Below are 25,348 nucleotides of genomic sequence, written 5' to 3' on the forward strand. Positions count from 1 at the left end.
GAGATGAAAATTCGTTCACAGATCGGCATGGTCCTGAACCTGGACAAGTGCATCGGTTGCCACACCTGTTCGATCACCTGCAAGAACGTCTGGACCAGCCGCGAAGGCATGGAATACGCCTGGTTCAACAACGTCGAGACCAAACCCGGGATCGGCTACCCCAAGGAATGGGAAAACCAGGACAAGTGGAAGGGCGGCTGGATCCGTAACGCCGACGGCTCGATCAACCCACGCATCGGCGGCAAGTTCCGCGTGTTGGCGAACATCTTCGCCAACCCGGACCTGCCGAGCCTGGACGACTACTACGAACCGTTCGACTTCGACTACCAGCACCTGCACACCGCTCCGCTGGGCGAGCACCAGCCTGTTGCGCGGCCGCGTTCGGTGGTGTCCGGCAAACGCATGGAGAAGATCGAGTGGGGCCCGAACTGGGAGGAAATCCTCGGTACCGAATTCGCCAAGCGGCGCAAGGACAAGAACTTCGACAAGATCCAGGCGGACATCTACGGCGAGTACGAAAACACCTTCATGATGTACCTGCCGCGCCTGTGCGAGCACTGCCTGAACCCGGCGTGCGCGGCGTCCTGCCCGAGCGGGGCGATCTACAAGCGCGAGGAGGACGGCATCGTCCTGATCGACCAGGAGAAATGCCGCGGCTGGCGCATGTGCATCAGCGGCTGCCCGTACAAGAAGATTTACTTCAACTGGAAGAGCGGTAAGTCGGAAAAATGCATTTTCTGCTACCCGCGTATCGAAGCCGGCATGCCGACTGTCTGCGCTGAAACCTGCGTGGGTCGGATCCGCTACCTGGGCGTGCTGCTGTATGACGCCGACCGCATCAGCGAAGTGGCCAGCACCGCCAACGAGCAGGACCTGTACGAGAAACAGCTGGAAATTTTCCTCGACCCGAACGACCCGGCGGTGATCCGCCAGGCCCTGGCCGATGGCGTGCCACAGTCGGTGATCGACTCGGCGCAACGTTCGCCGGTGTACAAGATGGCCGTGGACTGGAAACTCGCGCTGCCGTTGCACCCTGAATACCGCACCCTGCCAATGGTCTGGTACGTGCCGCCGCTGTCGCCGATCCAGAACGCCGCCGCGGCGGGTACCGTCGGCATGAACGGGGTGATCCCGGACGTCGACAGCCTGCGCATCCCGCTGCGTTACCTGGCCAACCTGCTGACCGCTGGCGATGAGAAGCCGGTCAAGCTGGCCCTCAAGCGTCTGTTGGCGATGCGTGCCTACAAGCGTTCCGAGCAGGTGGACGGCGTGAAAGACCTGAAAGTGCTGGCCGATGTCGATTTGAGCGTGAACCAGGTGGAAGAGATGTACCGCTACCTGGCGATTGCCAACTACGAGGACCGTTTCGTCGTGCCAAGTGCCCACCGTGAAGACGCGATGAGCGACGCGTTCGCCGAACGCTCCGGTTGCGGTTTCAGTTTCGGCAGCGGTTGCAGCGGCAGTTCCGACACCAACATGTTCGGCGGCAAGAAGGCCAACCGTCGCGACGTGATCAAGACCGTGCAGTTGTGGGAGGACTGACCATGCGCATTCTCAAGGTGATTTCGTTGTTGCTCGACTACCCGACCGAGACCCTGGTGGCCGGTCGCGACGAGCTGGAGGAGGCGATCCTCCAGGCGCGGGAAATCAGTCCCAACCAGCGCGCCGGTCTGTTCGAGCTGCTGGAAGTGATCTGCGCCAAGGACCTGATGGACGGCCAGGAGCACTACGGCGCGCTGTTCGGCCGCGGTCGGTCGCTGTCGTTGCTGCTGTTCGAGCATGTCCATGGCGAGTCCCGTGACCGGGGCCAGGCCATGGTGGACATGATGGCCCAGTACGAAGAGGCCGGTTTCGCCATCGGCGTCAAGGAGCTGCCGGATTACATCCCGCTGTACCTGGAATACCTCTCCACCCGCGAGGACCTCGAGGCCCGCGAGGGGCTGGCCGATGTCGCGCACTTGCTGGCCTTGCTCGCGGCGCGCCTGGAGGAGCGTGAAAGCGCCTATGCCAGTTGCTTCCGGGCCTTGTTGCAAATCGCCGGGGCCGAGCCCCAGGGCGCGGTGGCCGAACTGCGTGAGCAGGTCAAGGCCGAGCCGAGGGATGACTCCCTCGAAGCCCTGGACCGGATCTGGGAGGAAGAGGCGGTGGACTTCCTGAAGGCCGAGCAGCAGGACCGTTGCGGTTCGCTGCCCAGCGCGCCGGGCAAGGCCAGGGAAGAAAGTGCGGTGCCGTTGCACTGGGTGGATTTTCAGCATGAAGGGCAGGCCGTTGCGCCGGCCGGGGAGGTGGGCAATGTCTAAATGGGATCTGTTGTTGTTCGGGGTCTATCCGTATGTCGCCTTGGCGATCTGCCTGATCGGTAGCTGGGCACGGTTCGACCTGTCCCAGTACACCTGGAAGGCCGGTTCCAGCCAGATGCTGAACAAGAGCGGCATGCGCGTGGCCAGCAACCTGTTCCACGTCGGCGTGCTGTTCGTGCTGGCCGGGCATTTCGTCGGCCTGCTGACGCCGGCGGCGATCTACCACCATGTGCTGAGCACCGAGCACAAGCAGTTGCTGGCGATGGTTTCCGGTGGCTTCTTCGGCGTGCTGGGCCTGATCGGCTTGCTGATGCTGCTCAACCGCCGCCTGACCGATCCACGGGTGCGTGCCACGTCCAACACCTCGGACATCCTGGTGTTGGTGGTACTGCTGGTGCAACTGGTGCTGGGCCTGTTGACCATCGTCGCTTCCACCGGCCACATGGACGGTTCGGTAATGGTGATGCTGGCGGACTGGGCACAGAACACCGTGCTGTTGCGTCCGGTGGAAGCCGCGACCTCCATCGCGCCGGTGAGCCTGGTCTACAAGCTCCATGTGGTGCTGGGCCTGACCCTGTTCGTGCTGTTCCCGTTCACCCGTCTGGTGCACATCATCAGTGCGCCGGTCTGGTACCTGGGACGTCGTTATCAAATCGTTCGGCAGAAGTTCTGAGGAGGCGATCATGGCCAGTGGATGCGGATGTGGTGGCGGTAACGGCGGCAGCGGCGGCTGCGGCTCTTCGGCAAAGGCCGCGCCGATGACGGCCTCGGTGGCCGAGGTCGAACCGGTGCAGTACGCACCGGCCCAGGCGGCGCCGGTGGCGGTGGACGAGGCCCCGGCCGAGTTGATCGCCAGCAGTGAACAGGAATGGCCGATCATCAGCGTCAACGGGGTTTCGATCACCCCGCAGACGATGGCCCAGGAGCTGCAGTATCACCCGGCGGGAAGCCGCGAAGAGGCGCTCTACCAGGCGGCGCGGGCCTTGGTGATCCGCGAGTTGCTGCAGCAGCGCATCGCCGAGCTGGGCCTGTCCCTGCAGGTTGGTGCCGGTGAAAACGAAGAGGAAGCGGCGACGCGGCTGTTGCTCGAACAGGAGGTGCAGGTGCCGCATTGTGACGAGGCCACCTGCCTGCGCTATTACGACAGCAATCGGGCGCGCTTTCACAGCGCCCCGTTGCTGGCGGTGCGGCACATCCTGCTCGAATGCGCGCCGGACGATGCCGAGGCTCGCAGCCTCGCCCACGTCCAGGCCGAGCTGCTGCTGGAACGCTTGGATCAGTTCCCAGGCAGCTTTGCCGAGCTGGCCCAGAAGTACTCGGCCTGTCCGTCCAAGGAGCAGGGCGGGTCGCTGGGGCAGATCAGCAAGGGCCAGACGGTGCCTGAGCTGGAGCGCCAGCTGTTTGCCTTGCCGGCGGGGCTGTGTAGCAAGCCGCTGGAAAGTCGCTATGGCTGGCACGTGATCAGTGTCGACCAACGCATCGACGGCCAGCCGCTGCCCTACGAGGCGGTGGCGACGGCGATCCGTACCCAGTTGCAGCAAGGCGTCTGGCAAAAAGCGCTGGTGCAATACCTGCAGACCCTGATCGGTGCGGCGGACATCCGCGGTATTCGTCTGCAGGGTGCCGATTCGCCGCTGGTGCAGTAGCACCGGGTCAACCAGGGGATAACCATGAACGCCGTGTTGCAGGACGGGTTTGGACGCCAGATCGATTATCTGCGGATGTCGGTGACCGATCGTTGTGATTTTCGCTGTGTGTATTGCATGGCGAAAAACATGACGTTCCTGCCCCGTCAGCAGGTGTTGACCCTGGAGGAGTTGCAGCGCTTGGCGCGGCTGTTCGTGGGGCTGGGGGTGAAGAAGATTCGCCTGACTGGTGGCGAGCCGCTGATCCGTCCGGGCATCGTCGGGCTGTGCCGCGATATCGCGGCCTTGCCCGGCCTGCGTGAGCTGGTGATGACCAGCAACGGCTCGCAGCTGGGGCGACTGGCCCGGCCGTTGGTCGATGCTGGCGTCAAGCGCATGAATATCAGCCTCGACAGCCTGGACGGGGAGCGGTTTCGGGCGATCACCCGCAACGGCAACCTCGACCAGGTGCTGGCCGGGATTGAAGCGGCGAAATCGGCGGGTTTCGAGCGGGTCAAGCTCAACTGCGTGGTGATGAAGGGGCGCAATTTCGACGAGGTGCCTGCGTTGGTGCACTACGCCATCGACCAACGCATCGACATCAGCTTCATCGAGGAAATGCCGTTGGGGGAGGTGGGGCGTTCCCGGGGCGAGTCGTTCTGTTCCAGCGACGAGGTGCGGGCCGCGATCGCCAGCCGGCATCGCTTGCTCGACAGCGCCGAAAGCAGCGGCGGGCCGGCGCGTTATGTGCGCCTGGAGCGGCATCCGGACACCCGGATCGGCTTCATCTCGCCAAACACCCATAACTTCTGCGCCAGTTGCAACCGCGTGCGCCTGACGGTCGAAGGGCGCTTGCTGCTGTGCCTGGGGCAGGAGGACTCCCTTGACCTGCGCGGCCTGCTACGACGCTATCCGCTGCAAGACCTGCCATTGATCCAGGCGGTGCAACAGGCCTTGCGCGGCAAACCCCAGCGCCACGACTTCAACCCCGGTGGCGAGGTGCAGGTCGTGCGGTTCATGAACATGAGTGGGGGGTGAGGATACTCGTCGCTTATGCCATCGCCTTCGCGGGCGAGCCCGCTCCCACAGGAACTTCACTGAAGATCCCGTGTGGGAGCGGGCTTGCCCGCGAAGGGGCCGGTACATCCACTGCCTCGCACACTGATTCACCCTCATCGCAAGGCCCCGAAAATTGTTCTTCAGGCCTTCTCCCGATTCTTGACATCAATCAATTGCAAACCCACCTTTCACCCGTACCCTTCACTGCATATTGTGTTTTATGAATTAAAAAAGCCTATATGTAGTGTCTGGAGCCCAAATGCAAAGCACATTGATCTCAGTAGGGTGCAACCGCCTGCACAAGCGCGACGGCAGCGTGGTGGCCTTTGACGCGGACAAGATCCGCCAGGCCTTGATCGCCGCCGGCAAGGCCACCGGCGAGTACGCCGAGGCGCAAGCCGAAGGGTTGCTGGAGGCGGTGCTGGCGCGTCTGGAAGGGCAAACGCGACTGAGTGTCGAGCAGATCCAGGACCGGGTCGAGCGGGTGCTCATGGACGCCGGGTTCTTCCTCTCCATGCGCGCCTACATCGTCTATCGCGAGCAGCATGGTCGCCTGCGCCGGGATCGCCGCACGCTGGTGGAAGTCGCCACGTCGATGAACGAATACCTCGACCGCGAAGACTGGCGCGTGCAGGCCAACGCCAACCAGGGCTATTCCCTCGGCGGGCTGATCCTCAACGTGTCGGGCAAGGTCACCGCCAACTACTGGCTCGACGAGGTCTACAGCCAGGCCATCGGCCAGGCGCACCGCGAGGCCGACCTGCACATCCACGACCTGGACATGCTCGCCGGCTACTGTGCCGGCTGGTCCTTGCGCACGCTGCTGCACGATGGCCTCAACGGCGTGCCGGGGCGGGTCGAGGCCGGGCCGCCCAAGCACCTGAGCAGCGCCCTGGGGCAGATGGTGAATTTCCTCGGCACCTTGCAGAACGAATGGGCCGGCGCCCAGGCGTTCAGCTCGTTCGACACCTACCTGGCACCCTACGTGCGCAAGGACAACCTCAGCTACGATGAGGTCCGCCAGTCGTTGCAGGAATTCATCTACAACCTTAACGTGCCGTCGCGCTGGGGCACGCAGACGCCGTTCACCAACCTGACCTTCGACTGGGTCTGCCCACAAGATCTGCGCGAGCAGATCCCGATCATCGGCGGTGAAGAGATGCCGTTCGCCTATGGCGACCTGCAAGCGGAGATGGAGTTGCTCAACCGCGCCTACATCGAAGTGATGCAGGCCGGCGACGCGAAAGGGCGGGTGTTCACGTTCCCGATCCCGACCTACAACATCACCCATGACTTCCCGTGGGACAGCGAAAACGCCGACCGCCTGTTCGAGATGACCGCACGCTACGGCTTGCCGTACTTCCAGAACTTCCTCAACTCGGACATGCAACCCAACCAGGTGCGGTCGATGTGCTGCCGCTTGCAACTGGACGTGCGCGAGCTGCTCAAGCGCGGTGGCGGCCTGTTCGGTTCGGCGGAGCAGACCGGCTCGCTTGGGGTGGTGACGATCAACTGCGCTCGCCTGGGCTACCTGTACAAGGGCGACACCAGTGCCTTGCTGCAACGCCTCGATGCCCTGATGGAGCTGGCGAAGGAAAGCCTGGAGGTCAAGCGCAAGGTCATCCAGCACCACATGGACGCCGGCCTGTACCCCTACACCAAGCGTTACCTGGGCACCTTGCGCAACCACTTCTCCACCATCGGCGTGAACGGCCTGCACGAAATGCTGCGCAACTTCACTGATGACCAGCAGGGCCTGCACACCGAACAGGGCCGGGCCTTCGCCCTGAGGCTGCTGGACCACGTGCGTGCGACGCTGCTGCGCTTCCAGGAGGAAACCGGCCACCTCTACAACCTGGAGGCCACGCCTGCCGAAGGCACCACGTACCGTTTCGCCAAGGAAGACCTCAAGCGCTACCCCGACATCCTGCAGGCCGGCAGCCCGGTGGCGCCGTACTACACCAACTCTTCGCAACTGCCGGTGGGGTTCACCGACGACCCGTTCGAGGCCCTCGAACTGCAAGACGAACTGCAGTGCAAATACACCGGCGGCACCGTGTTGCACCTGTACATGGCCGAGCAGATTTCCTCCACGCAGGCCTGCAAGCAACTGGTGCGCAAGGCGCTCGGGCGCTTCCGCCTGCCGTACCTGACCATCACGCCGACCTTTTCCATCTGCCCGGTCCACGGTTACCTGGCCGGCGAACACGAGTTCTGTCCCAAATGCGACGAGGCCTTGCTGCTGCAACAGCAACAGGCCGGCAGCGTCCACTGATCCGATCCATCGACCGCAAGGAGCTTTACCATGAATGCATCGAGCACGGCCCCACAGACCCCTGTCGCGCAAGCGCAACGTCAACGTTGTGAAGTCTGGACCCGAGTGATGGGCTATCACCGTCCGGTGGCGGCGTTCAACCCCGGCAAGCAGTCCGAGCATCGCGAGCGGGTGCACTTCACCGAACGCGCGGCCGGGCGTCCATGAGTCGAGTGCTGCGGGTCGGGGGCATGGTGCCCCTGACCACCCTCGATTACCCGGGCCAACTGGCGTGCGTGCTGTTCTGCCAGGGCTGCGCCTGGCGTTGTCGTTATTGCCATAACCCGCAACTGATCCCGCCTCGTGGCAGCGAGGAAGTGGATTGGTGCCGCGTGCTGGCGTTCCTGCAACGCCGCCAGGACCTGCTCGACGCCGTGGTGTTCAGCGGCGGCGAACCGACCTTGCAGGACGGCCTCGCCTCGGCCATGGACGAAGTTCGGCAGATGGGGTTTCGCATCGGCTTGCACAGTGCCGGCATCAAGCCGGCGGCCTTTGCCAAGGTGGTCGGGCAAGCCGACTGGGTGGGGTTCGACATCAAGGCCCTGCCCGAGGATGCCCTGGACGTGACCCGCGTCGAAGGCAGCGGCAGCGCCAACTGGCGTAGCCTTGACCACTTGCTCGAAAGCGGCGTGGATTACGAATGTCGCACCACGGTGCATTGGCACCTGTTCGATCCCGAGCGGCTGCTGACCCTGGCCCGGCGCCTGAGCGAACGTGGCGTCAGGCGCTTTGCCGTGCAGCTGGTACGCACTGCGCGGATGCTCGACCCTCATCTTTCCAGCGTCTCGGCACAAGGCTTGCAACCCGAGCTGTGGGCCGCCATGCGCGAATTGTTCCCCGCGTTCGTGTTGCGCAGTTGACCGACCGCTGCAGGGCACGATTCACCGCGGCCCGGAACCACCGGGCCATTCCTTTTTTTGGTTTTCAAATGCGCTGCCAGCCGGCAGGTAGTTGAACAGGGAGCATTTGACATGACCAGACTCACCACCGCCCAACGCATCGTGATCGGCTTTGCCATCGCGCCATTGGCCTTGATCGCCCTGGCGCTGTACGCCTTGAACGACCTGGCGATGCTGCGCGACCAGTCCGAGCAGATCGTGCGACAGGATTGGCCGAAGATCGACCCGATCATGGTCATCGCCACCGGTGTGCGCGATAACGCCAGGAACACCCGTGACTTGTTGATCGACAAGGACAATGGGCAAGTCCAGCAGTCCATCGACGCCACCCGGCAACGCATCACCCAGGCCTTTGCCACCCTCGAACCGTTGTTCGACCAGCCCGAAGGCCAGGCGGCATACGCGCAGTTGAAGAAGCGCCGCGAGGCCTACGTCGCCGCGTTCGTCCAGGTGCAGGCGTTGATCCGCCAGGGCGCGACGGATGAGGCGATGAAGCAACTCAAGCAAGGCGTGATCCCGGCGGAGCAGGAGGTGTACAAGAGCCTCGAAGGGATCATGGCGATGCAGGGCAAGGTCTTTGTCGAGCGCGAACGCCAGGCCCAGGCGCGCTACAGCGACGCGCGGCGCAACATGCTGGCGTTGGTTCTGGCCTGTTTGGCGGTGGTCGCCAGTGTCGCGATCCTGGTGACCCGCAGCGTGACGCGGCCCTTGGGCGGGGAGCCCGACGATGCGGCGCGGGTGCTGAGCCACATCGCCCAGGGCGACCTGACGATCCGGGTGCCGGTGGGCGTCGGCGCCAACGACAGCGTGATGAACCACATGCACGACATGCAGCAGAGCCTCAACAGCATGGTCCGGCACATCGCGGCGTCGGTGGATCGGGTGGCCAGTTCCTCGGAAGAGTTGAGTGCCGTGAGCAGCCAGACCAACAGCACCTTGCAGTTGCAGGGCCAGGAAATCGAACAGGCCGCGGCGGCGGTGAACCAGATGACCGCCGCCGTGGACGAGGTGGCGCGCAACGCGGTGAGCACCAGCGAAGCTTCGCGGGTGTCGGAGCGCACCGCCCAGCGCGGCCGTGAGCAAGTCCAGGAAACGGTCGCCTCCATCACTGCGCTGGCGGACGGCGTGACGGACACCTCCGGGCGGATCCAGCAACTGGCCGGGCGGGTCCAGGACATCAGTTCGGTGCTGGACGTGATCCGCAACGTGGCCGAGCAGACCAACCTGCTGGCACTGAACGCCGCCATTGAAGCTGCTCGGGCCGGGGATGCCGGCCGCGGCTTTGCCGTGGTGGCCGACGAGGTCCGGGCGCTGGCCCATCGTACCCAGGATTCAACCCGGGAAATCGAGGACATGATCGGCAATATCCGCGAGGACAGCGGGCACGCGGTGACGGCCATGCAACACAACAGCGAGCTGGTGCAGACCACGCTGCAAGTGGCCCAACGTTCCGGCGAGGCCCTGGATGAAATCGCTCGCTCGATCTCGCAGATCAACGAGCGCAACCTGATGATCGCCAGCGCCACGGAACAGCAGGCCCTGGTGGCCCGCGAGGTGGACCGCAACCTGGTGGGCATCCGCAATCTGTCCGAGCAGGTGCTGCTCGGCGCCCGGCACACCGACAGCGCAGGCCAGGACCTGGCCCAGATGGCCGGCTCGCTGCACCAGACGGTGGCGCGCTTCAAGGTATAGCGGGGTGGGGCATCACGGCCCCTCGGTGGGAGCATGCTTTCAGTGACCTATGCATCACCGACACACTGCGGACACCCTGTGGGAGCGGGCTTGCCCGCGAAAGCGGTCTCTCAGTTGCCGATGCATCACTGATACACTGCATTCGCGAGCAAGCCCGCTCCCACAGGGTTTGTATCACCACCCCCAAAACTGCAACCACCAGCCATAGCCCACCCACCCGCTGGCCAATGCCAGGCAGGTCATGGCGGGCCATCGTCGAGGTGAGGGCGTCGATTCCAGGCGTTTGCAACCCAGCCACAGGCTCCAGGCGATCGCCGCCAGTAAAAGCGCGGCGCGCGCTGGCTGCACCCATTCGAGCAACAGCCCTTCATAGCGCAGCAGCTTCACCGTGGTGGCCGACAGACCGAGGAACAGGCCTGCACCACCGAGAGGCGTCAGGGTGATGGCCAGGGGCCAATATTGTGCGGAATCCCCCGAGAACCACGCGGCCAGGCGCATCAGCAGCGTCAGCGACGTGCCGATCACCAGCGCACTCATGCCCAGGTACGCGACGATGCAGAAGCCGTCGAGCCAACTGAAGCTGTCGTTGAGTTGAGGGTAGTGGGTTAGCAGCCACCAGGGCGCGTTGTCCCGCAGTGGCCAGGTCAGATCGTGGCTGACCAGCCATTCGGCCAGGTGTTGCTTGAGGGCTATGAACCAGGGACTGACGGTCCACTGGAAGGCGCCCATCGCCAGGCCGATGACGCCGAACAACAACAGGCGTGGTTCCCATGGCGAGAGCGTGTCGGCCGTTGAGTGGAGGATTTCCTCGTTGCTGGAGCGGGCAATCAGGCGCACCGCGTCGCGTTGGCCGCTGCAACGCCCACAGGCATGGCAATCGGCGGCGCCGCGTAGGCGGCGGATGTCCAGCAGTGGTGCGCAATTGGGCGGCGGACGACGTGGCGCGGGGTTCTCCAGCCAGCGTTGCTCGTTCACCTGGAAATGCAGCGGTGCCAGGCGCGCGAGCAGGGCGAAGACGCCACTGACCGGGCACAGATAGCGGCACCACACGCGCTTGCCTCGGGCAAACAGCAGCCCGACGATCACCGCCGCGACGGTCGAGCCGCCGAGAATCAACAGCGCCGCCTGGGCGTAGTCATAGACGCTGATCAGTTGCCCGTAGACCGTGGTCAGGCAGAACGCCAGGGTCGGCCAGCCGGCCCAGCGCAACGCCCGTGGCGTGCCCAGGCCCTTGCCGTACTGACTGGCCCATTCGCTCAAGGCTCCCTCGGGGCACAGCACGCCGCACCAGAGCCGGCCGAACAGCACGATCGACAACAACACAAACGGCCACCACAGCCCCCAGAACAGGAACTGCGCCACCAGCGTGAGGTTATCGAACAGGCGCGCCTGGCTGCCGGGCAAGGGCGAGAAGGCGGGCACCACCAGCAACACCGCGTAGAACAGCACCACTGCCCATTGCACTGCGCGAATCGTTGCCCCATGGCGCCGCATGCCGTCGCCGAGGCGCTGGAGCCAGGGGTTTACGTCGGGCATGGAAGGCCGTCCGCTTTGCGTGGCCGCAACCAACCGGCGACGAGGCCCCAGTAACCCAGCCACGCCAACAAGGTCAGCGCGCTGGGGCTGGCCCGGTAGCCGGTAAAATCAGCGAGGAAGCCACCCAGACCGTGCCCGTCGTCCAGCAGCGCACTGCTGTCCCAGAGCGCGTCGCCAATGCCGCGATACACCGCCTCGGGCCAGTCCATCGCGAGCAATTGCCCGCCCACGCGCTCGATGCCGCTGACCAGCAGCGCTGCGCCCAGCAGCAACAGAATCGCTTCGCTGATGGCAAAGAACCGCGGCCATGAAATGAACCGGCGGCTGCCGTGCAACAACGAGACGGTCAGCAGCGCCAGCGCCAGGCCCGCCACTGCGCCAACGGCGAACAGGCCCAGCGACGGCCCTTGCAGGCGGGCGCCGGCGCCATACAGGAACACCACCGTTTCGCTGCCCTCGCGGCTGACCGCCAGCAACGCCAGCATCAGCAACCCCAGCCCACCCTGGCGCCCCAGGCGTTGGTCGGCGTGGCGCGTGAGGTCACGCTTGAGCATCGGCCCATGGCGATGCATCCAACCGACCATCTGCACGATCAGCCCGCTGGCGAGCAACGCCAGGGCCGCCTGGAACCATTCGTTGGCCGCGCCGCTCATGGCTTCGCCCGCCAGCATGATCAGCCCGGCCAGCACACCGGACAGCAGCAGGCCCAGCCCGGCGCCGCCCCACACGTAGCGCAGTAACGACCTGGCCTGGCGTTGCTGGCTGACCCAGGCCTGGAGAATGCCGATCACCAGCAACGCCTCGACGCTTTCGCGCCAGACAATAAACATCGATTGAGTCATGCACGTGTCTCCTGCGGGCGACTACTGGGCGAGAATCCCGCCCTCGGGCAGTTGCGGATTGAACTCGTCGAAAAACGGATAGTGCCCCGGCCGCAGGGGATGGATCACCACGAAGGTGGTGACGCCCGGCGACAGCACTTTTTCCACCCGCAGCGGCGTGCTCTCGAATTCCGCCGGGCCCTGGCCCACGTTCTTCAACACGATCTTGAAGCGCTGCCCGGCCGGCACTTGCAGCACTGGCGGGGTGAAATGGCCGTCACGCATGCTCAGCTCGTAGGTGGGTAACTCGGCATGGGCGATCGACGGCAGCATCAGGCCCGCCAGCAGCCACCCGGCCAAATGTCGACGGCGGGTGAGTAGCCGTCCGCGGCATGGACGATCCATCTTCAGTACCCGCCTTTTTTACCGATCCCGGCGTAGACGAATTCGTAGTGCAATTCACAGCGCTCGAACCACGGGGCGACACCGGTTTCCTTGTCGGTGTGGCGGCCGAGGGACCCATGGCCGCCCGGCGGCAGGATGGTGAAAGTCAGTTGGTACTTGCCGGGGCCGAACAGCTTGACGTTGTCGCCATAGTGCGGCCCGTCATTGGCGACCATGGCATGGAAATCACCCTTGAGTTCGGTGTCGTTGCCTTGTTTCTTCAACTGGAACGATACGTTGAGGTAGGGCACGAAACTGCCTTCCTGGAAGCCTTGGTGATTGTCCGCCGTGGCGCGGATGTCGGCCTCCAGGTGGACGTCGGAATCGGCGGTCGCGCGCATCATCCCGGCGGGGGCCATTTCAATCGGTTGCAGGTAGACCGCACCGACTTCCAGCCCCGGGCACAGTTGCGGTTCGCCGATGGGGTATTCCTTGGCCTGGGCCAACGGTGCGAGAAACAGCAAGGCGAGGGACAGCGGGGCGAGGGTACGCATGGTGACTTCCTGGACGGCGTAAGAGATGAGCGAGTCTAGGAAGCTTTGCTGCGAATAATAATGATTATTGTCAATTTTCAGCGTGATTGTGCGAAGCGGATGCCCGGGCGCTTATTGATCGAAATCAAGGTCGGTCCGGGCCCGAGGCGCTAGGGTGCAGGTACACCCATCTGTCCGCGGGGTCCCCATGGCCAAGCCCTTTCCCCTCAGTCCCAAGCACCCGGAGCGCATCTGTTGGGGCTGCGACCGTTACTGCGCGGCAACGGCCCTGGCCTGTGGCAACGGCGCCGACCGCACCATGCACCCGGCCGAGATGATCGGCGAGGACTGGTACCTGCATGGGGATTGGGGGTTGGAACTCACTGACATCACCGACAAAACCGTGGATGAGTTTGCAAAGCACCCGGAGAAGTAAACTGGAGCCTTGTGGCTAGAGGATAAATTCCCTCGCCACAAGGCCCGCAGGCCTGACTTCCGGTTACAGCTTCGGCAGCTGGCCAACCCGGCCCATCATCTCGGTCACGATCTGCAAATCCAGCAGGAATTGCTCGACCGTCTTGAACTCGTTGTCGTTGTGACCGGTGTACTTGACGTCCGGCATCGCCAGCCCGAATTGCACGCCGTTGGGCAGATCATGGACCGAGGTGGCGCCGGCGGACGTGCCGTACTTGTGTTCCATGCCAAGGTTTTCACTGGCCACCGCCAGCAACGCCTTGACCCATTCGCCTTCAGGGTTGCGGTACATCGGCTCGTCGATGGAATAGTCGAAGGCCACCGCGACATGGGTCCGCTTGCTCCAGTCGGCCAGCTTGCCGGCGATCTCGCTCTTGAGCGCCTCGGTGGATTTACCCACCGGCACCCGCAGGTTGACCGCCAGCTTGAAGGTCTTGTCGTCCATCCCGACATAGGTCAGCGACGCCGTCAGCGGGCCCATGAACGCGTCGGAGAAACCGATGCCCAGTTGCTTGCCCAGGTAGTCCAGGCCCCAGTTGTCGGCGGCGTAGCGGGCCGCATCGGTGATGTGGTTGTGCTTGAGCGCGACCTTGCCGTCGAGGCTGTTGATGAAGCCCAGCATCCGCGCGACCGGGTTGACGCCTGATTCGGGCTCGGAGGAATGCGCGGAAACGCCGGTGAAGGTCAACTGGACATCCTTGCCGACGACCTGGCTGGTCACCTCGAAGTTGCCACCATTGCCCTTGGCGTACTCGGTGCCGGCCTTGAGCAGGCTGGCTGCCAATTCGGCGGGTTGGTCGGTGACGAAGGTGGCCACCGACGTCGACGGGATCTGGTTGGTCGCCAGGCCGCCGGTCAATGCGGTGATCTGCGCGCCCTTGCCCTGAGCCTCGCGTCGGGCGAAGTTTGCCATGACGGTGCCGTAGCCTTTCTCGGCAATCACCACGGGGTAGCCGCCATCCAGCGCCAGGTTGTAGTTGGGCGTCGGGTTGTGCTCGAAGTAATAAGGAATCGCGTCGCCGGTGGTTTCCTCGGTGGTGTCCACCAGCAGCTTGAAATGGCGCGCCAGCGGCAGGTTTTCTTCCTTGATGACTTTCATCGCATACAGCGCCACCACGATGCCGTTCTTGTCGTCTTCGGTGCCGCGGCCGTACATGCGGTCGCCCACCAGGGTCACCTTGAACGGATCGAGCCGGGTCCCATCTTTCAACACCCAGTTTTCCGGCGTCACCGGCACGACGTCAGCATGGGCGTGGATGCCCACGACCTCGTCGCCGCTGCCTTCGAGGGAAATCTCGTAGACGCGATTGTCGACGTTGCGAAAGTTCAGGTTGAAGGACTGGGCAAGGCTTTTGATCTTCTCGGCGATCTTGAGAAACTCGGGGTTCTCGTGCTGGGCCACGCCTTCCTTGCGGTAGGTCGGGATCGCCACCAGCTCTTTCAGGGTTTCGGTGGCCGCGGCGCCATATTTCACCCGCGCGTAGATACCCAGCAGGCGATGGATTTCGTTCTGTTGTTCGGCTGTCAGGGTTTTGTTGCCGAGGAAGCCGTCGATGGCCGGGGCGAGGCCGGCGGTTTTTGCCGCGTCGCTCTTGCCGACGGTTGCCAGGAATTGACGGAAGTCGGTGACCGAGCTGTCGGAGAAGGTCTTGACGATGGCAGCGCTCTGTTGCGCAGTGATATTGGCGAAGGCAGGGGTGGTGATCGCGGCGAGGCTGGACAGCATCAGGGTGGTCACGGCCAGGTGCTTGAACGAAAAGTCCATTGCTGGGGGCATTCCTTTGCAGGGAGTTGAAGGAAGATGTTTCATTGGCGAAACAACTACGCAACGTAACACTGCAGGTCAGCGGGCGGGGAGTCTATGAGGTGGGATTTGTCGCACACTCAGGCAAAAACGGCGCAGAAATGAAAAACAAGGGTAGGCAGCCCATGTGGGAGCGGGCTTGCCCGCGAAGGCGGCGGCACATCCGACATCTGTGTGACAGAGACACCGCTTTCGCGAGCAAGCCCGCTCCCACAGGCCATTGCGGCATTACTTAATGCGGGGCGCGAGGAATCGTCTTGAGCAGGTCTTCAGGGCTGATGTAGCCGACCACTGGCTCTGCGGTGCTGCCTGGCAATGGCAGGTCAAGGATGTGGCCCTTGATCTTGCCCACCACGTGCATTTCGCAGGGCTTGCAGTCGAACTTCAAGGTCAGCACTTCATCCCCGTGGATCAGTTGCATCGGAGCCACCTTGGTGCGCACGCCGGTGACGCCCTTGGCTTGCTTGGGGCACAGGTTGAACGAGAAGCGCAGGCAGTGCTTGGTGATCATCACCGGCACTTCACCGATTTCTTCGTGAGCCTCGAAGGCCGCGTCGATCAGTTTGACGCCGTGGCGGTGATAGAAGTCGCGGGCCTTCTGGTTATAGACGTTGGCCAGGAACGACAGATGCGATTCCGGGTACACCGGCGGCGGGTTGGTCTCGGCCTTGCGGCCGCCACGGGGGTGAGCCGCGACGCGGGCCGTGGTCAACGCCTCGATGGCTTCACGGCGCAATGCCTTGAGCTGCGAGTTGGGAATGAAGAACGCTTGGGGCGCGTCCAGCTTGATCGACGTGGCGTGGTAGTCGGTGGTTCCCAACTGGCCGAGCAGGTCGTGCAGCTGCTCCAGGGCCTGCTCCGGCTTGTTGGCCACGCCGAACGGTCCGTCCAGGGCCACCTGGGTGCTGATGCCTTCCTCGCTGGTGGCGGTCAGCTCTAGGCCCTCTTCGCGCAGGCGGGCGACCCAGGCCAGGCCGATCCGGCGCTCGGAGGAGGTCTTGAGCAGCGCTTGCTGCCAGTTGTGGTCCAGGTTACGGCTCAACGGATGGTTGGGGCGCAGTTGATACAGGCCCGCTGGCATTTCGTTGGGCTCGACACGGTAGCGGTAGCGCTTCTGGCCGTCCTCTTCGAACTCACCCTTGGGCTCGGCGATGTTGGCCCGAAAGCCCACGACTTCACGCTTGACCAGCACGTTGAGACCATCGCCGTTGGACAGTGGGTCGAAGGTCACGACCTGCATGTCGCGCTTGCCGACTTTTTCCACCACGCCCACCGGCACGCCGGTGAAGGTCGGCGAGTCGAAGGCGCCGATGTCGATCTTGCGCTCGCTGACGAAATAGTCGGTGCTGCCCCGGTGGAAGGTCTTTTCCGGGTCGGGCACGAAGAAGTGCGCGGTGCGGCCGCTGGAGGCGCGGGCCAGGTCCGGACGGTCTTCGAGGACGTCGTCCAGGCGCTGGCGATAGTAGGCGGTGATGTTTTTCACATAGCCGGCATCCTTGTAGCGCCCTTCGATCTTGAACGAGCGCACGCCGGCTTCCACCAGGGCGCGAATGTTGGCGCTCTGGTTGTTGTCCTTCATCGACAGCAGGTGTTTTTCGTAGGCGACCACCCGGCCCTGGTCATCCTTGAGGGTGTAGGGCAGGCGGCAGGCCTGGGAGCAGTCGCCGCGGTTGGCGCTGCGACCGTTCTGGGCGTGAGAAATGTTGCACTGGCCGGAAAAGGCCACGCACAGGGCGCCGTGGATGAAAAATTCGATGGCCGCGTCGGTCTCGTCGGCGATGGCGCGGATTTCCTGCAGGTTCAGCTCACGGGCCAACACCAGCTGCGAGAAACCGGCCTGGTCGAGGAACTTCGCCCGCGCCAGGGTACGAATGTCGGTCTGGGTGCTGGCGTGCAGCTCGATCGGCGGGATGTCCAGTTCCATCACCCCCAAGTCCTGGACGATCAGCGCATCGACACCGGCGTCGTACAGTTGGTGGATCAACTGGCGGGCCGGCTCCAGTTCGTTGTCGTGCAAGATGGTGTTGATCGTGGTGAACACCCGGGCGTGGTAGCGATGGGCGAACTCCACCAGCCGGGCGATATCGCTCACTTCGTTGCAGGCGTTGTGTCGGGCGCCGAAGCTCGGGCCACCGATGTACACGGCGTCGGCGCCATGCAGGATGGCCTCGCGGGCGATGGTCACGTCGCGGGCGGGGCTGAGCAATTCCAGATGATGTTTGGGCAAGGACATGGGTTTTATAGTCAGGCTGGTCACGGTCGAAGCGAGCATTGTAGCCGCCAGGCGCCTTGCCGGCACCTGCGGACTTCGGATTGCCGCGCGCGGACCGATGCACGGCGCGGCGCGGGCGATCAGGCGGGTACCGTGGCCGCACTGCACCAGCGGTTGCGGCCGGTGTTCTTGGCCAGGTACAGGAAGGCGTCGGCGGCCTTGATCAGCATCGCCGGCGTGACGTCCTCGATGGCTGGCTGGCAGGTGGCCACACCCGCGCTGGCGGTGACCAGCCCCAGTGGATGGTCGCCGTGTTCGATGCCCAGCGCCCGGATGCCCTCCAGGATGGCCTGGGCGACCTGGGCCGCCCCGGCGTTGTCGGTGTTGGGCAGCAGGACGGTCAGTTCTTCGCCACCGTACCGCACGGCCAGATCCCCCGGGCGCTTGATGGTTTTCTGGACCGCCACGGCAATCGCCCGCAGGCAATCGTCCCCGGCGGCGTGGCCGTACTTGTCGTTGAAACGCTTGAAGTAGTCGACATCGAGCATGATCATCGCCAACGACGAGCCCTGGCGCTTGGCCAGGCGAAGCGCCTCGGCCAGGGCACTGTCCAGGCGCCGGCGGTTGCCCAGGCCGGTCAGGCTGTCGGTCAGCGCCATGTCGCGCATGGTCTGGTGAGCGCTGCGGATCTGCTTCTCCATGCTCATCCGATAGCGCAACTGGCTCAGCACGATGAGCCCGAAGCCGACGAGTATCGCGATCAGGAAAATCAGCACGAGGCCGGTCTTGAACAGGTCGCGACGCCACGGCGCGATGATCGACTCCCGGGACAGGCCGGCCTCCACCACCAGCGGATAGGTGGTCAGGGCCCGGTAGCCGTATAGCCGCTCGGTGTCATCGATCACGGCCCTGGCCTCGGCCACGCCCTGGTTCGAGGTGGGCAGGAAGTTCTTGAAGATCACACTGTTGACCAGGCTCTTGCCGACCACCGAGGCGAAGAAGGGCCGGCGTACCAGGATGGTCCCGCTGCGTGTGGCCAGGACGAGCGCGCCCTTGTCGTCGATCTTGAAATCGCCGTAGTAGTCGACGAAGTAGCTGACCTTGACGGTGCCCAGCAGCACGCCGGCGAAGGAGCCGTCGGGGTTGTTCAGGCGTCGGGAGATGGGGATGATCAGGTCGTTGGTGGAGCGGCTCCTGATCACCTCGCCGATTCTCACGTTGCGGTCTTCGTGGGTGCGGTGGTACTGGAAGTAGTCCCGGTCGGCGTTGTTCGGCATTTCCGGGATCACTTCCTTGTCCGTCACCAGCCATTGGCCATCGGGGCCGTAGATGAACAGCCCGTGCAACTGCGGCATGATGGCGGATTGCTGGACCAGCAGCTTGTGGATGCGCGGGATGTCGATGTTCTGCAGCCCGTCACCTTCGACCCGCTCACTCAGCGCGGCGGTCACCACATCCACTTGTCGGATGGTGTCTTCGGCATGCTGCGCCGTAGCCCGTGCCAGGTTCGTCACCGAGTCGTGGGCGGCGGCAAAGGCGGCGCGATAATCACGCCACGTCCGCCAGCCTTCAACGGCCAGGAACGCCACGACCACCACCAGCATGAAACTCACGGTGAGCCGCAGCGCGGCTCCAGCCCGTGCAGCCTGGGGCGAGAAGGCTTCGTCAGAGTTGTCTACCTCTGGCTCTGGCCGTTTGCGTCCGAGCATCAACATTTTCCTTTTTACGACGGGCTGCGCATTTATTATTGGAAGCCTATCTTATTCGAATTCGGAACAATAATCGTTGTAAGGGAGCCAGGATGAAAGTTGGCGTCATCTCCGATACCCATGGGCTGCTCCGCCCCGAGGCGATAGCCGCGTTGCAGGGCTGCGAACGGATCATCCACGCCGGCGACATCGGCAGCCCGCACATTCTGGACCAACTGGCGGCCATTGCGCCGTTGCAGGTGGTGCGGGGGAATAACGACCTGGCGGCCGATTGGGCCGCTCATCTGGCTGATTGCCTGCAATTGGACCTGGAGGGTTGGGCGGGGCTGTTGGTTCACGATATTGCCGATGTGCCGACGCCCCTCGACCCGAGCGTGAAGCTGGTGATCACCGGCCACTCCCACCAGCCGGGCATCGACTGGCACGGCGAACGGCTGTATCTGAACCCCGGCAGTGCCGGCCGACGGCGTTTCAAGCTGCCGGTGACATTGGCGTTGCTGGAGGTCTGCGCCAGCGGGATCGAGCCGCGGATTGTTCCGCTGCTGGAGTAACGCTGTATCAGAGGGGCGGTCAGCTACTGGCGCGACGCTGCGTCGGCCGGGGCGCAGCGTGATTCGAAGCACTCGATCATCCGCTCCACCAGGTTGACCCAGGCGTCATCGGTGAGCGGTTGCTCGCCAGGGACGCCCGCCAGCCCGTTGAGAAACCGGGTGATCGCACGTCCTGCCGCGGCGCAGGACGGGTGGGCGAGGAGGGCGTCGCTGAAGATCAAGCGCAGGAAGGCGTCCTCGTATCGCGCGTATTGGTGGCTGATCAGTTGTTGCTGGGCGGCATCAAGGTAGATGAAGCCGTGCGAGGCCAACTGGAACTGCAACGGTCGTTCCCGATGCAGTTGCAAGTGCGCCCGAATAACGTCCGGCACCGTGCGTTTACCGGTTGCGACTTTCGGCGCCAGGCTGCGTACCAGCCAGTGCAGTTCCTCGTAGAGTTCGTCGATCAGGTCGAACAACAAGTGTTGTTTGCTTGGAAAATAGTGATACAGCGAGCCCGGCGCGACGCCCACGTGACGCGCCAGTTCGCGCATGCCGACCTGGCCGAACCCTTTGTTGACGAATAACGCCACCGCCTGTTCACGGATGGTCGCGTAGCCACCGCGGGCTTCAGCGATAGGCATGGAAGCCCCGGCCGGTCTTCTTGCCCAGCAGCCCCGCGGCGACCAGCTCCCGCAGCAGCGGCGCGGCGCGGTATTTCGGGTCGCCAAAACCACTCTGCAAGGTGTCGAGGATCGCCAGCACCGTGTCCAGCCCAATCAGGTCGGCCAGTGCCAAAGGCCCGATAGGCTGGTTGCAGCCCAGGCGCATGCTGGTATCGATGGCCTGGGCATCGCCGTTTTCCTGAAGCACGAAAATGGCTTCGTTGATCATCGGCATGAGAATCCGGTTGACCATGAACCCGGGGCGGTTACCGGTGAAGATGGCCGTCTTGCCCAAGCGTTCGACCAGTGCCCTGGCCGAGGCGGCGGTTGCTTCGCTGGTCAACAAACCAGGGATCAACTCCACCAGGCCCATCACCGGGACCGGGTTGAAGAAATGAATGCCCATGAAGCGCTCCGGGTGGCTGATGCCGGCGGCCAGTTCGGTGATCGACAGTGAAGAGGTGTTGCTGGCGATCAGGCAGTCGGGACGGACATGAGCGTCGATCTGCTGCAGGATGCTTCGCTTGAGTGCCAGGTTCTCCGTGGCCGCCTCGATCACCAGGTCGACGGCATCGAGGTCGGCATAACGGGTCGAGGTGCGGATGCGTTGCAAGGTCACGCTGGCCTGGTCCTGGCTCAGGACACCTTTGGCCACTTGCCGGTCCAGGTGTCGGCGTATGGTTCCAAGCCCTTTGTCGAGCGCCTGTTGGTTGATGTCGATGAGCAGCAGCAGGTGCTCGGCGCTCGCGCAGACCTGGGCGATGCCGCTGCCCATCGTCCCGGCGCCGATCACCGCAATGTAATGCATGGTCATAGTCAATACCTGAGAGGTGACGTGCACCGGCTAGCGGTGATGTGCGCCGATCATGACGAACAGCGCCCGTGCGATGCGGTCGCTTTTGTTGCGCCAGGCATGCCGGTTGCCGTGCTGGATAACCACATCGCCGGGCTGGATGCGCTTCTGTTCGCCATTGTCCAGTTCCAGCCAGAGTTCACCCTCCAGCAGGATGCCGTAGTCGATGGTGGGCGTCGTGTGCATGCCCGGCTGTTCAGGCTCGAAGCGTTCGAACAGGCCGGGCAGTGCACCGCCCAGTTCTGCGACCATCAGCCCGACGTCGGTGGGATTGTGCATCACCGAATCCGGGGGAAAGTCATAGATGGCCAGGCTGGTTTCGCCAGGCCCAGGCACCAGGGATGGATGGGCCGCCGTGGGGTCCCGGTGGGCGTCCGATGCGGTGGGCGTGGTGCCGGTGGACCACACATGGGCCATGGCATGGCCAGGTACGGACTGAAACGAACACGCACGCGGCACCGGGGCATCACTGATAAACACCGATTGGCCCGCAGCATCCAGGCCCGTGACAACTCTTCGGATCTTCATGGCACTTCCTGAACAAGGTGGGCGGGCACCCGCGTGCCCGCCGTGGTCGGGTGCAGACCGTTGGCCTCAGGGGCAGATGACGTAGTTGCTGAAGCCGCCGTGGCGGTTCTCGATGCCGCTGATCGCGCCGTTGACGTCCTCCAGGCTGAACGCGGTGTTCTCGAAGAACGAGAGGTCCAGCACACCGGACTCCACCATGTCGGCCATGGCTTGCCCTTGCCCGGTGGTGAACCAGGCCGAGCCGCTGATCTGGATATCGTTGTCCATGATCCAGTGGAGATCGATGGGGACATCACCGGCAATCGCCCCGATGTTAACCAGATGCCCGCCGCGATGGATGGATTTGAGGGCTTGGGTCAGGGTTTCATGGGGGGCGCCGGGGCCCAGGGCATCGATGACCACGTCGACGCCTTCGCCCTGGGTGATTTGCCGGACCCATTCCTGGATCGGCTGGGTTCCCAGGGTATGGATTTCGATCCGGCCCGGCGCCGCCAGATCCTTCACGCGCTGGAAGAGCTCCTGGTTGCGGGCGGTGCCGAGGATCTTGCGAACGCCCATGGCCAGGGCCAGGGCGACGGCGCCCAGCCCCAGTGTGCCGCTGATGCCGTTGATCAACAGGGTTGTACCAGGACCGACATTGGCCTTGAGCATGGCTTTGTAGGCGGTGCCCAGGTACCCCAGCCGCGCGGCGGTCTCGAAGCTCAGGTTGGCAGGCAGCTTGACCAAGCTGTATTGCGGGGCCGGGAGGTACTCGCACAGGCCGCCGTAAGGGTAGTCTTCGAACATGCGCGGGCTTTTCGGGGTGAAACCGAAGTAACCGTTGAAGGTGTAGGCGGTACAGGCGATGGTATTGCCGGCGCGGCAGGCACGGCAGGAGCCGCAGTGGCGACCCGGATTGACGTAGACCCGGTCGCCGACCTTGAAGTCATAGACCTGGGGACCGACGGCCTCGATGACGCCGGCCGGATCGAGGCCAAACGTGGCCGGCAGTTTCGGCAATGGGTTCTGGGGGAACCATTTGACCCAGTTGGTCAGGATGTTATGCAGGTTCGGCACGATCCCGCAGGCCTTGACCTTGACCAACACCTCGGTCGGACGGATCTGCGGTACCGGCAGGTGCTCGATGACCATGGGTTTACCGCCTTCATACAGGCGTGCGGCGCGCATAGTTTGTGTCGTCATGATGTTCTCCAGCACTTGTTGTTTTTGTCGTGGAACGCGACCTTGAAACCGACTTGAAACCGGGTCGCTAACGCAAACCGTCCTCGCCCTTTACGTCCGCCGCCGCCAGGCCACCCAGGCGGGCATGGATACGACCGCCGCTGGCCATGGCCAGGCCGAAGGCGATTTCCCCGCGCCGGGGGCCGTCCCACACCGTCATCTCGGCCACGCCGAAGTGACTGCGTACATAGGCCGCCTGGGTATGTCCCAACGGGATCATCACCCGGCAGCCCGGGCCACCGATGGTCTTGCCCGCCGGCACGATGGCCTTGGGGTTGCCCAGTGCTTCGCGCATCGCCCAGCCACCGGCTTCATGCCAGACGGCACCGTGCTCCAGCTCCCCGTCTTCGCCGACGATCGCCCCCTTGCCGTACGCCTGGACGTTGCCGGCACCGCCCAGGGCCTGGATCAACCGCTCGGACAATTCGGCTCCCAGGCCTCTCAATGCCTGCATGAACGGCAGCAGGTCCTCTACATACCGACCGGCGTACGGGTTGGCGACCACCGCGGTCGCCACGGCGATCCTCAGTGGTTGCGACGAACGGGGGCCACCCTCGTGGAAGACTTCTTCCATGTCCAGCTTGACCTTGCGAACCATCACCAGCGACATGCCTGACCTCCAGAAACCGAGAGCCTCAATGGCTCGTTATTTTTTTGAACCGGCCTTTCGCATTATGCATTTAATGATGTATGGTGCAAGAACATTGTTTTTGTGCACAAAAATAGGAAAAGCAACATGAAGCTTATTTCGTACCGCAAAGAAGGAGAGGCCCGATTCGGCGCTGTCGTCGGCGAGGGTGTAGTGGAGTTGAACCGCCGCTTCGAGCAGGTGCCGGATCTCGCGGCTTTCCTGGCCGAGCCGTCCCTCCTGCCGCAGGCCCGCCACGTGGTGGCGACCGAGCCGACCGATTACCCGTTTGCCAGCGTGCAACTGGACGCGGTGATCCCCAACCCCGGCAAGGTCATTTGCGTGGGCATCAACTATGTCGCCCACGCTGAAGAAGCCGGGCGCAAGGTGGGTGAATTCCCGGTGATCTTCCAGCGCTTCGCCGAGACGCTGCTTCCCCACGGAGAAGCCCTGGTGCGGCCCAAGGTGTCCGAGCAATTCGACTTCGAGGCCGAATTGGCCGTGGTCATCGGCAAGGGCGGTGCGCATATCGACCCGGCCGATGCGATGGATCATGTGGCGGGCTACACCTGCTTCAACGATGCCAGTGTCCGCGACTGGCAGTTCCACACGCACCAGTACGGCATGGGCAAGACCTTTCGAAAAACCGGTGCACTGGGCCCGTGGCTCATTCCAGCGGCGGACATTAGCGATTACCGTAAGCTGGTGGTGCGCGGTGTTCTCAACGGTGAGCAGTTGCAGGAAGGCAGCCTCTCGGAGCTGGCCTTCGACATTCCGCACCTGATTGCCTATGTATCGAAAGCGCTGCCGTGGAACCCGGGGGACATTCTGGCAACCGGTACGCCGAGCGGGATCGGTTTCAAGCGAAAACCACCGATCTTCCTCAAGCCCGGCGATGTGTTTGAAGTTGTCATCAGCGAGATCGGGACGTTGTCGAACGGCGTCATCGACGAAGCCTGAGCGTTGCCCTCTGCACAATCATAAAAATTGGAGGTTCCCGATGTCCGCATTGCCCACTATCAACTTCACCCACTCCGGCGTGTTCTGCGAAGACCTCGATCGCATGGTCGATTTCTACTGCCGCATCCTCGGGTTCATCGTCAGCGACAGAGGCGTGGCGTCTACCGGGCACCGCCTGTTCTTCATGACCCAGAACCCGGAATTGCACCACCAGGTCGTCCTGTTCGACGGCAAACCGGTGGATCTGCCGTTCAACCCGATCAATCAATTGTCGTTCCTGCTCAACTCGCTGCAAGACCTGCAAACCTATTACCGATTTGCCCGCAAGAGTGGCATCGAAGGGATTGCCCAGGTCGATCACGGCAACGCCTGGTCCATCTACTTCAAGGACCCGGAAGGCAACCCGATCGAGATGTACGTGGACACGCCTTTCTATACCGCGCAACCCTGCAAGGAACCGCTCGACCTGGAGCTGCCCACCGAGGTGATCCTGGCCCAGACCGAGGCCATGTGTCGTCGCCGCCCGGGTTTCCAGACCCGTGGGCAATGGATGGAGTCGATGCGGGCCAGGATCGACGAGCAGCGGGTTCGTATCGCCTGA

25 protein-coding genes are annotated in these 25,348 nt (G+C 63.6%); 13 read left to right on the forward strand and 12 right to left on the reverse strand.

Annotation, left to right across the window (positions count from 1 at the left end; genetic code table 11):
* Window positions 1–3: 3 nt before the first annotated feature.
* The 9 genes from narH to VM99_18345 all read left to right on the forward strand — a co-directional run bounded on the left by narH (window position 4) and on the right by VM99_18345 (window position 9,889).
* Window positions 4–1,542, forward strand: a complete 1,539-nt coding sequence (gene narH / locus VM99_18305; GenBank protein ID AKJ99930.1) for a nitrate reductase — start codon at window positions 4–6, stop codon at window positions 1,540–1,542.
* A gap of 2 nt (window positions 1,543–1,544) precedes the next feature.
* Window positions 1,545–2,300: a nitrate reductase gene (locus VM99_18310; protein AKJ99931.1), complete on the forward strand. Its 756-nt coding sequence runs from the start codon at window positions 1,545–1,547 to the stop codon at window positions 2,298–2,300.
* Complete coding sequence (locus VM99_18315) at window positions 2,293–2,973, forward strand: nitrate reductase (GenBank protein AKJ99932.1); 681 nt, start codon at window positions 2,293–2,295, stop codon at window positions 2,971–2,973. The genes VM99_18310 and VM99_18315 overlap by 8 nt, the downstream gene beginning before the upstream one ends.
* A 10-nt stretch (window positions 2,974–2,983) precedes the next feature.
* Window positions 2,984–3,946 (forward strand): peptidylprolyl isomerase, encoded by a 963-nt coding sequence (locus VM99_18320; GenBank protein ID AKJ99933.1) that lies wholly within the window; start codon window positions 2,984–2,986, stop codon window positions 3,944–3,946.
* A gap of 24 nt (window positions 3,947–3,970) precedes the next feature.
* Window positions 3,971–4,963: a molybdenum cofactor biosynthesis protein A gene (locus VM99_18325; protein AKJ99934.1), complete on the forward strand. Its 993-nt coding sequence runs from the start codon at window positions 3,971–3,973 to the stop codon at window positions 4,961–4,963.
* A gap of 280 nt (window positions 4,964–5,243) precedes the next feature.
* Entirely contained in the window at window positions 5,244–7,259 is a 2,016-nt protein-coding gene (locus tag VM99_18330) for a ribonucleoside-triphosphate reductase (protein ID AKJ99935.1), read from the forward strand.
* 30 nt (window positions 7,260–7,289) lie between these two features.
* On the forward strand, window positions 7,290–7,466 hold the full coding sequence (locus VM99_18335; protein AKJ99936.1) for an oxidoreductase: 177 nt from the start codon (window positions 7,290–7,292) through the stop codon (window positions 7,464–7,466).
* The gene (locus VM99_18340) at window positions 7,463–8,158 is read left to right on the forward strand and encodes a radical SAM protein (GenBank protein AKJ99937.1); all 696 of its coding nucleotides are present in this window, start codon (window positions 7,463–7,465) and stop codon (window positions 8,156–8,158) included. The genes VM99_18335 and VM99_18340 overlap by 4 nt, the downstream gene beginning before the upstream one ends.
* 111 nt (window positions 8,159–8,269) lie before the next feature.
* Window positions 8,270–9,889, forward strand: coding sequence for a chemotaxis protein (locus VM99_18345; GenBank protein AKJ99938.1), 1,620 nt, complete (start codon window positions 8,270–8,272; stop codon window positions 9,887–9,889).
* Window positions 9,890–10,063: 174 nt separating this feature from the next.
* Here the strand turns inward: VM99_18345 and VM99_18350 are convergent, their stop codons facing one another.
* The 4 genes from VM99_18350 to VM99_18365 are packed head-to-tail and all read right to left on the reverse strand — an operon-like array spanning window position 10,064 to window position 13,184.
* Entirely contained in the window at window positions 10,064–11,425 is a 1,362-nt protein-coding gene (locus VM99_18350) for a membrane protein (protein ID AKJ99939.1), read from the reverse strand.
* The gene (locus VM99_18355; GenBank protein AKJ99940.1) at window positions 11,413–12,267 is read right to left on the reverse strand and encodes an FTR1 family iron permease; all 855 of its coding nucleotides are present in this window, start codon (window positions 12,265–12,267) and stop codon (window positions 11,413–11,415) included. The genes VM99_18350 and VM99_18355 overlap by 13 nt, the downstream gene beginning before the upstream one ends.
* 21 nt (window positions 12,268–12,288) lie before the next feature.
* Entirely contained in the window at window positions 12,289–12,651 is a 363-nt protein-coding gene (locus VM99_18360; GenBank protein ID AKJ99941.1) for an iron transporter, read from the reverse strand.
* A gap of 2 nt (window positions 12,652–12,653) precedes the next feature.
* Entirely contained in the window at window positions 12,654–13,184 is a 531-nt protein-coding gene (locus VM99_18365) for a membrane protein (protein ID AKJ99942.1), read from the reverse strand.
* Window positions 13,185–13,371: 187 nt separating this feature from the next.
* On the opposite strand from VM99_18365, the gene VM99_18370 reads away from it, so the two are divergent.
* Window positions 13,372–13,599 (forward strand): hypothetical protein, encoded by a 228-nt coding sequence (locus VM99_18370; GenBank protein ID AKJ99943.1) that lies wholly within the window; start codon window positions 13,372–13,374, stop codon window positions 13,597–13,599.
* Between the two features lie 63 nt (window positions 13,600–13,662).
* On the opposite strand, the gene VM99_18375 is transcribed toward VM99_18370, so the two are convergent.
* From VM99_18375 to VM99_18385, 3 genes are all read right to left on the reverse strand, one after another.
* Window positions 13,663–15,402 (reverse strand): dipeptidase, encoded by a 1,740-nt coding sequence (locus VM99_18375; GenBank protein AKJ99944.1) that lies wholly within the window; start codon window positions 15,400–15,402, stop codon window positions 13,663–13,665.
* A gap of 271 nt (window positions 15,403–15,673) precedes the next feature.
* On the reverse strand, window positions 15,674–17,674 hold the full coding sequence (locus VM99_18380; protein ID AKK01792.1) for a protease: 2,001 nt from the start codon (window positions 17,672–17,674) through the stop codon (window positions 15,674–15,676).
* A gap of 119 nt (window positions 17,675–17,793) precedes the next feature.
* Window positions 17,794–19,362 carry a diguanylate cyclase gene (locus VM99_18385; protein ID AKJ99945.1) on the reverse strand — a complete coding sequence of 523 codons (1,569 nt, stop codon included), beginning with the start codon at window positions 19,360–19,362 and terminating at the stop codon, window positions 17,794–17,796.
* A gap of 92 nt (window positions 19,363–19,454) precedes the next feature.
* On the opposite strand from VM99_18385, the gene VM99_18390 reads away from it, so the two are divergent.
* A complete protein-coding gene (locus VM99_18390; GenBank protein AKJ99946.1) occupies window positions 19,455–19,913 on the forward strand; it encodes a metallophosphoesterase in 459 nt (152 codons plus the stop codon).
* Between the two features lie 23 nt (window positions 19,914–19,936).
* On the opposite strand, the gene VM99_18395 is transcribed toward VM99_18390, so the two are convergent.
* From VM99_18395 to VM99_18415, 5 genes are all read right to left on the reverse strand, one after another.
* Window positions 19,937–20,536: a hypothetical protein gene (locus VM99_18395; protein ID AKJ99947.1), complete on the reverse strand. Its 600-nt coding sequence runs from the start codon at window positions 20,534–20,536 to the stop codon at window positions 19,937–19,939.
* Entirely contained in the window at window positions 20,523–21,371 is an 849-nt protein-coding gene (locus VM99_18400; protein ID AKJ99948.1) for a 3-hydroxybutyryl-CoA dehydrogenase, read from the reverse strand. The genes VM99_18395 and VM99_18400 overlap by 14 nt, the downstream gene beginning before the upstream one ends.
* Window positions 21,372–21,401: 30 nt before the next feature.
* The gene (locus tag VM99_18405; protein AKJ99949.1) at window positions 21,402–21,938 is read right to left on the reverse strand and encodes a cupin; all 537 of its coding nucleotides are present in this window, start codon (window positions 21,936–21,938) and stop codon (window positions 21,402–21,404) included.
* A 66-nt stretch (window positions 21,939–22,004) separates the two neighbouring features.
* On the reverse strand, window positions 22,005–23,120 hold the full coding sequence (locus VM99_18410; protein AKJ99950.1) for an alcohol dehydrogenase: 1,116 nt from the start codon (window positions 23,118–23,120) through the stop codon (window positions 22,005–22,007).
* Between the two features lie 67 nt (window positions 23,121–23,187).
* Entirely contained in the window at window positions 23,188–23,769 is a 582-nt protein-coding gene (locus tag VM99_18415) for a hypothetical protein (GenBank protein AKJ99951.1), read from the reverse strand.
* Window positions 23,770–23,895: 126 nt separating this feature from the next.
* Here VM99_18415 and VM99_18420 point away from each other — a divergent pair, with 126 nt between their 5' ends.
* Both VM99_18420 and VM99_18425 read left to right on the forward strand, forming a co-directional pair.
* Complete coding sequence (locus VM99_18420) at window positions 23,896–24,747, forward strand: 5-oxopent-3-ene-1,2,5-tricarboxylate decarboxylase (protein ID AKJ99952.1); 852 nt, start codon at window positions 23,896–23,898, stop codon at window positions 24,745–24,747.
* 40 nt (window positions 24,748–24,787) lie between these two features.
* On the forward strand, window positions 24,788–25,348 hold the full coding sequence (locus VM99_18425) for a ring-cleavage extradiol dioxygenase (GenBank protein ID AKJ99953.1): 561 nt from the start codon (window positions 24,788–24,790) through the stop codon (window positions 25,346–25,348).

Origin of the sequence: Pseudomonas chlororaphis, assembly GCA_001023535.1 — a bacterium.
GTDB lineage: Bacteria > Pseudomonadota > Gammaproteobacteria > Pseudomonadales > Pseudomonadaceae > Aquipseudomonas > Aquipseudomonas chlororaphis_E.

What these genes read in the sequence shown, in the direction of transcription:
- VM99_18310 (AKJ99931.1), top strand. Translation starts at nt 1,545, where the DNA reads ATGCGCATTCTCAAGGTGATTTCGTTGTTGCTCGACTACCCGACCGAG.
- VM99_18390 (AKJ99946.1), top strand. Translation starts at nt 19,455, where the DNA reads ATGAAAGTTGGCGTCATCTCCGATACCCATGGGCTGCTCCGCCCCGAG.
- VM99_18355 (AKJ99940.1), bottom strand. Translation starts at nt 12,267, where the DNA reads ATGACTCAATCGATGTTTATTGTCTGGCGCGAAAGCGTCGAGGCGTTG.
- VM99_18350 (AKJ99939.1), bottom strand. Translation starts at nt 11,425, where the DNA reads ATGCCCGACGTAAACCCCTGGCTCCAGCGCCTCGGCGACGGCATGCGG.
- VM99_18325 (AKJ99934.1), top strand. Translation starts at nt 3,971, where the DNA reads ATGAACGCCGTGTTGCAGGACGGGTTTGGACGCCAGATCGATTATCTG.
- VM99_18405 (AKJ99949.1), bottom strand. Translation starts at nt 21,938, where the DNA reads ATGAAGATCCGAAGAGTTGTCACGGGCCTGGATGCTGCGGGCCAATCG.
- VM99_18340 (AKJ99937.1), top strand. Translation starts at nt 7,463, where the DNA reads ATGAGTCGAGTGCTGCGGGTCGGGGGCATGGTGCCCCTGACCACCCTC.
- VM99_18335 (AKJ99936.1), top strand. Translation starts at nt 7,290, where the DNA reads ATGAATGCATCGAGCACGGCCCCACAGACCCCTGTCGCGCAAGCGCAA.
- VM99_18380 (AKK01792.1), bottom strand. Translation starts at nt 17,674, where the DNA reads ATGTCCTTGCCCAAACATCATCTGGAATTGCTCAGCCCCGCCCGCGAC.
- VM99_18420 (AKJ99952.1), top strand. Translation starts at nt 23,896, where the DNA reads ATGAAGCTTATTTCGTACCGCAAAGAAGGAGAGGCCCGATTCGGCGCT.
- VM99_18315 (AKJ99932.1), top strand. Translation starts at nt 2,293, where the DNA reads ATGTCTAAATGGGATCTGTTGTTGTTCGGGGTCTATCCGTATGTCGCC.
- VM99_18370 (AKJ99943.1), top strand. Translation starts at nt 13,372, where the DNA reads ATGGCCAAGCCCTTTCCCCTCAGTCCCAAGCACCCGGAGCGCATCTGT.
- VM99_18360 (AKJ99941.1), bottom strand. Translation starts at nt 12,651, where the DNA reads ATGGATCGTCCATGCCGCGGACGGCTACTCACCCGCCGTCGACATTTG.
- VM99_18320 (AKJ99933.1), top strand. Translation starts at nt 2,984, where the DNA reads ATGGCCAGTGGATGCGGATGTGGTGGCGGTAACGGCGGCAGCGGCGGC.
- VM99_18375 (AKJ99944.1), bottom strand. Translation starts at nt 15,402, where the DNA reads ATGGACTTTTCGTTCAAGCACCTGGCCGTGACCACCCTGATGCTGTCC.
- VM99_18400 (AKJ99948.1), bottom strand. Translation starts at nt 21,371, where the DNA reads ATGACCATGCATTACATTGCGGTGATCGGCGCCGGGACGATGGGCAGC.
- VM99_18365 (AKJ99942.1), bottom strand. Translation starts at nt 13,184, where the DNA reads ATGCGTACCCTCGCCCCGCTGTCCCTCGCCTTGCTGTTTCTCGCACCG.
- VM99_18330 (AKJ99935.1), top strand. Translation starts at nt 5,244, where the DNA reads ATGCAAAGCACATTGATCTCAGTAGGGTGCAACCGCCTGCACAAGCGC.
- VM99_18425 (AKJ99953.1), top strand. Translation starts at nt 24,788, where the DNA reads ATGTCCGCATTGCCCACTATCAACTTCACCCACTCCGGCGTGTTCTGC.
- VM99_18410 (AKJ99950.1), bottom strand. Translation starts at nt 23,120, where the DNA reads ATGACGACACAAACTATGCGCGCCGCACGCCTGTATGAAGGCGGTAAA.
- VM99_18345 (AKJ99938.1), top strand. Translation starts at nt 8,270, where the DNA reads ATGACCAGACTCACCACCGCCCAACGCATCGTGATCGGCTTTGCCATC.
- narH (AKJ99930.1), top strand. Translation starts at nt 4, where the DNA reads ATGAAAATTCGTTCACAGATCGGCATGGTCCTGAACCTGGACAAGTGC.
- VM99_18415 (AKJ99951.1), bottom strand. Translation starts at nt 23,769, where the DNA reads ATGTCGCTGGTGATGGTTCGCAAGGTCAAGCTGGACATGGAAGAAGTC.
- VM99_18385 (AKJ99945.1), bottom strand. Translation starts at nt 19,362, where the DNA reads ATGCTCGGACGCAAACGGCCAGAGCCAGAGGTAGACAACTCTGACGAA.
- VM99_18395 (AKJ99947.1), bottom strand. Translation starts at nt 20,536, where the DNA reads ATGCCTATCGCTGAAGCCCGCGGTGGCTACGCGACCATCCGTGAACAG.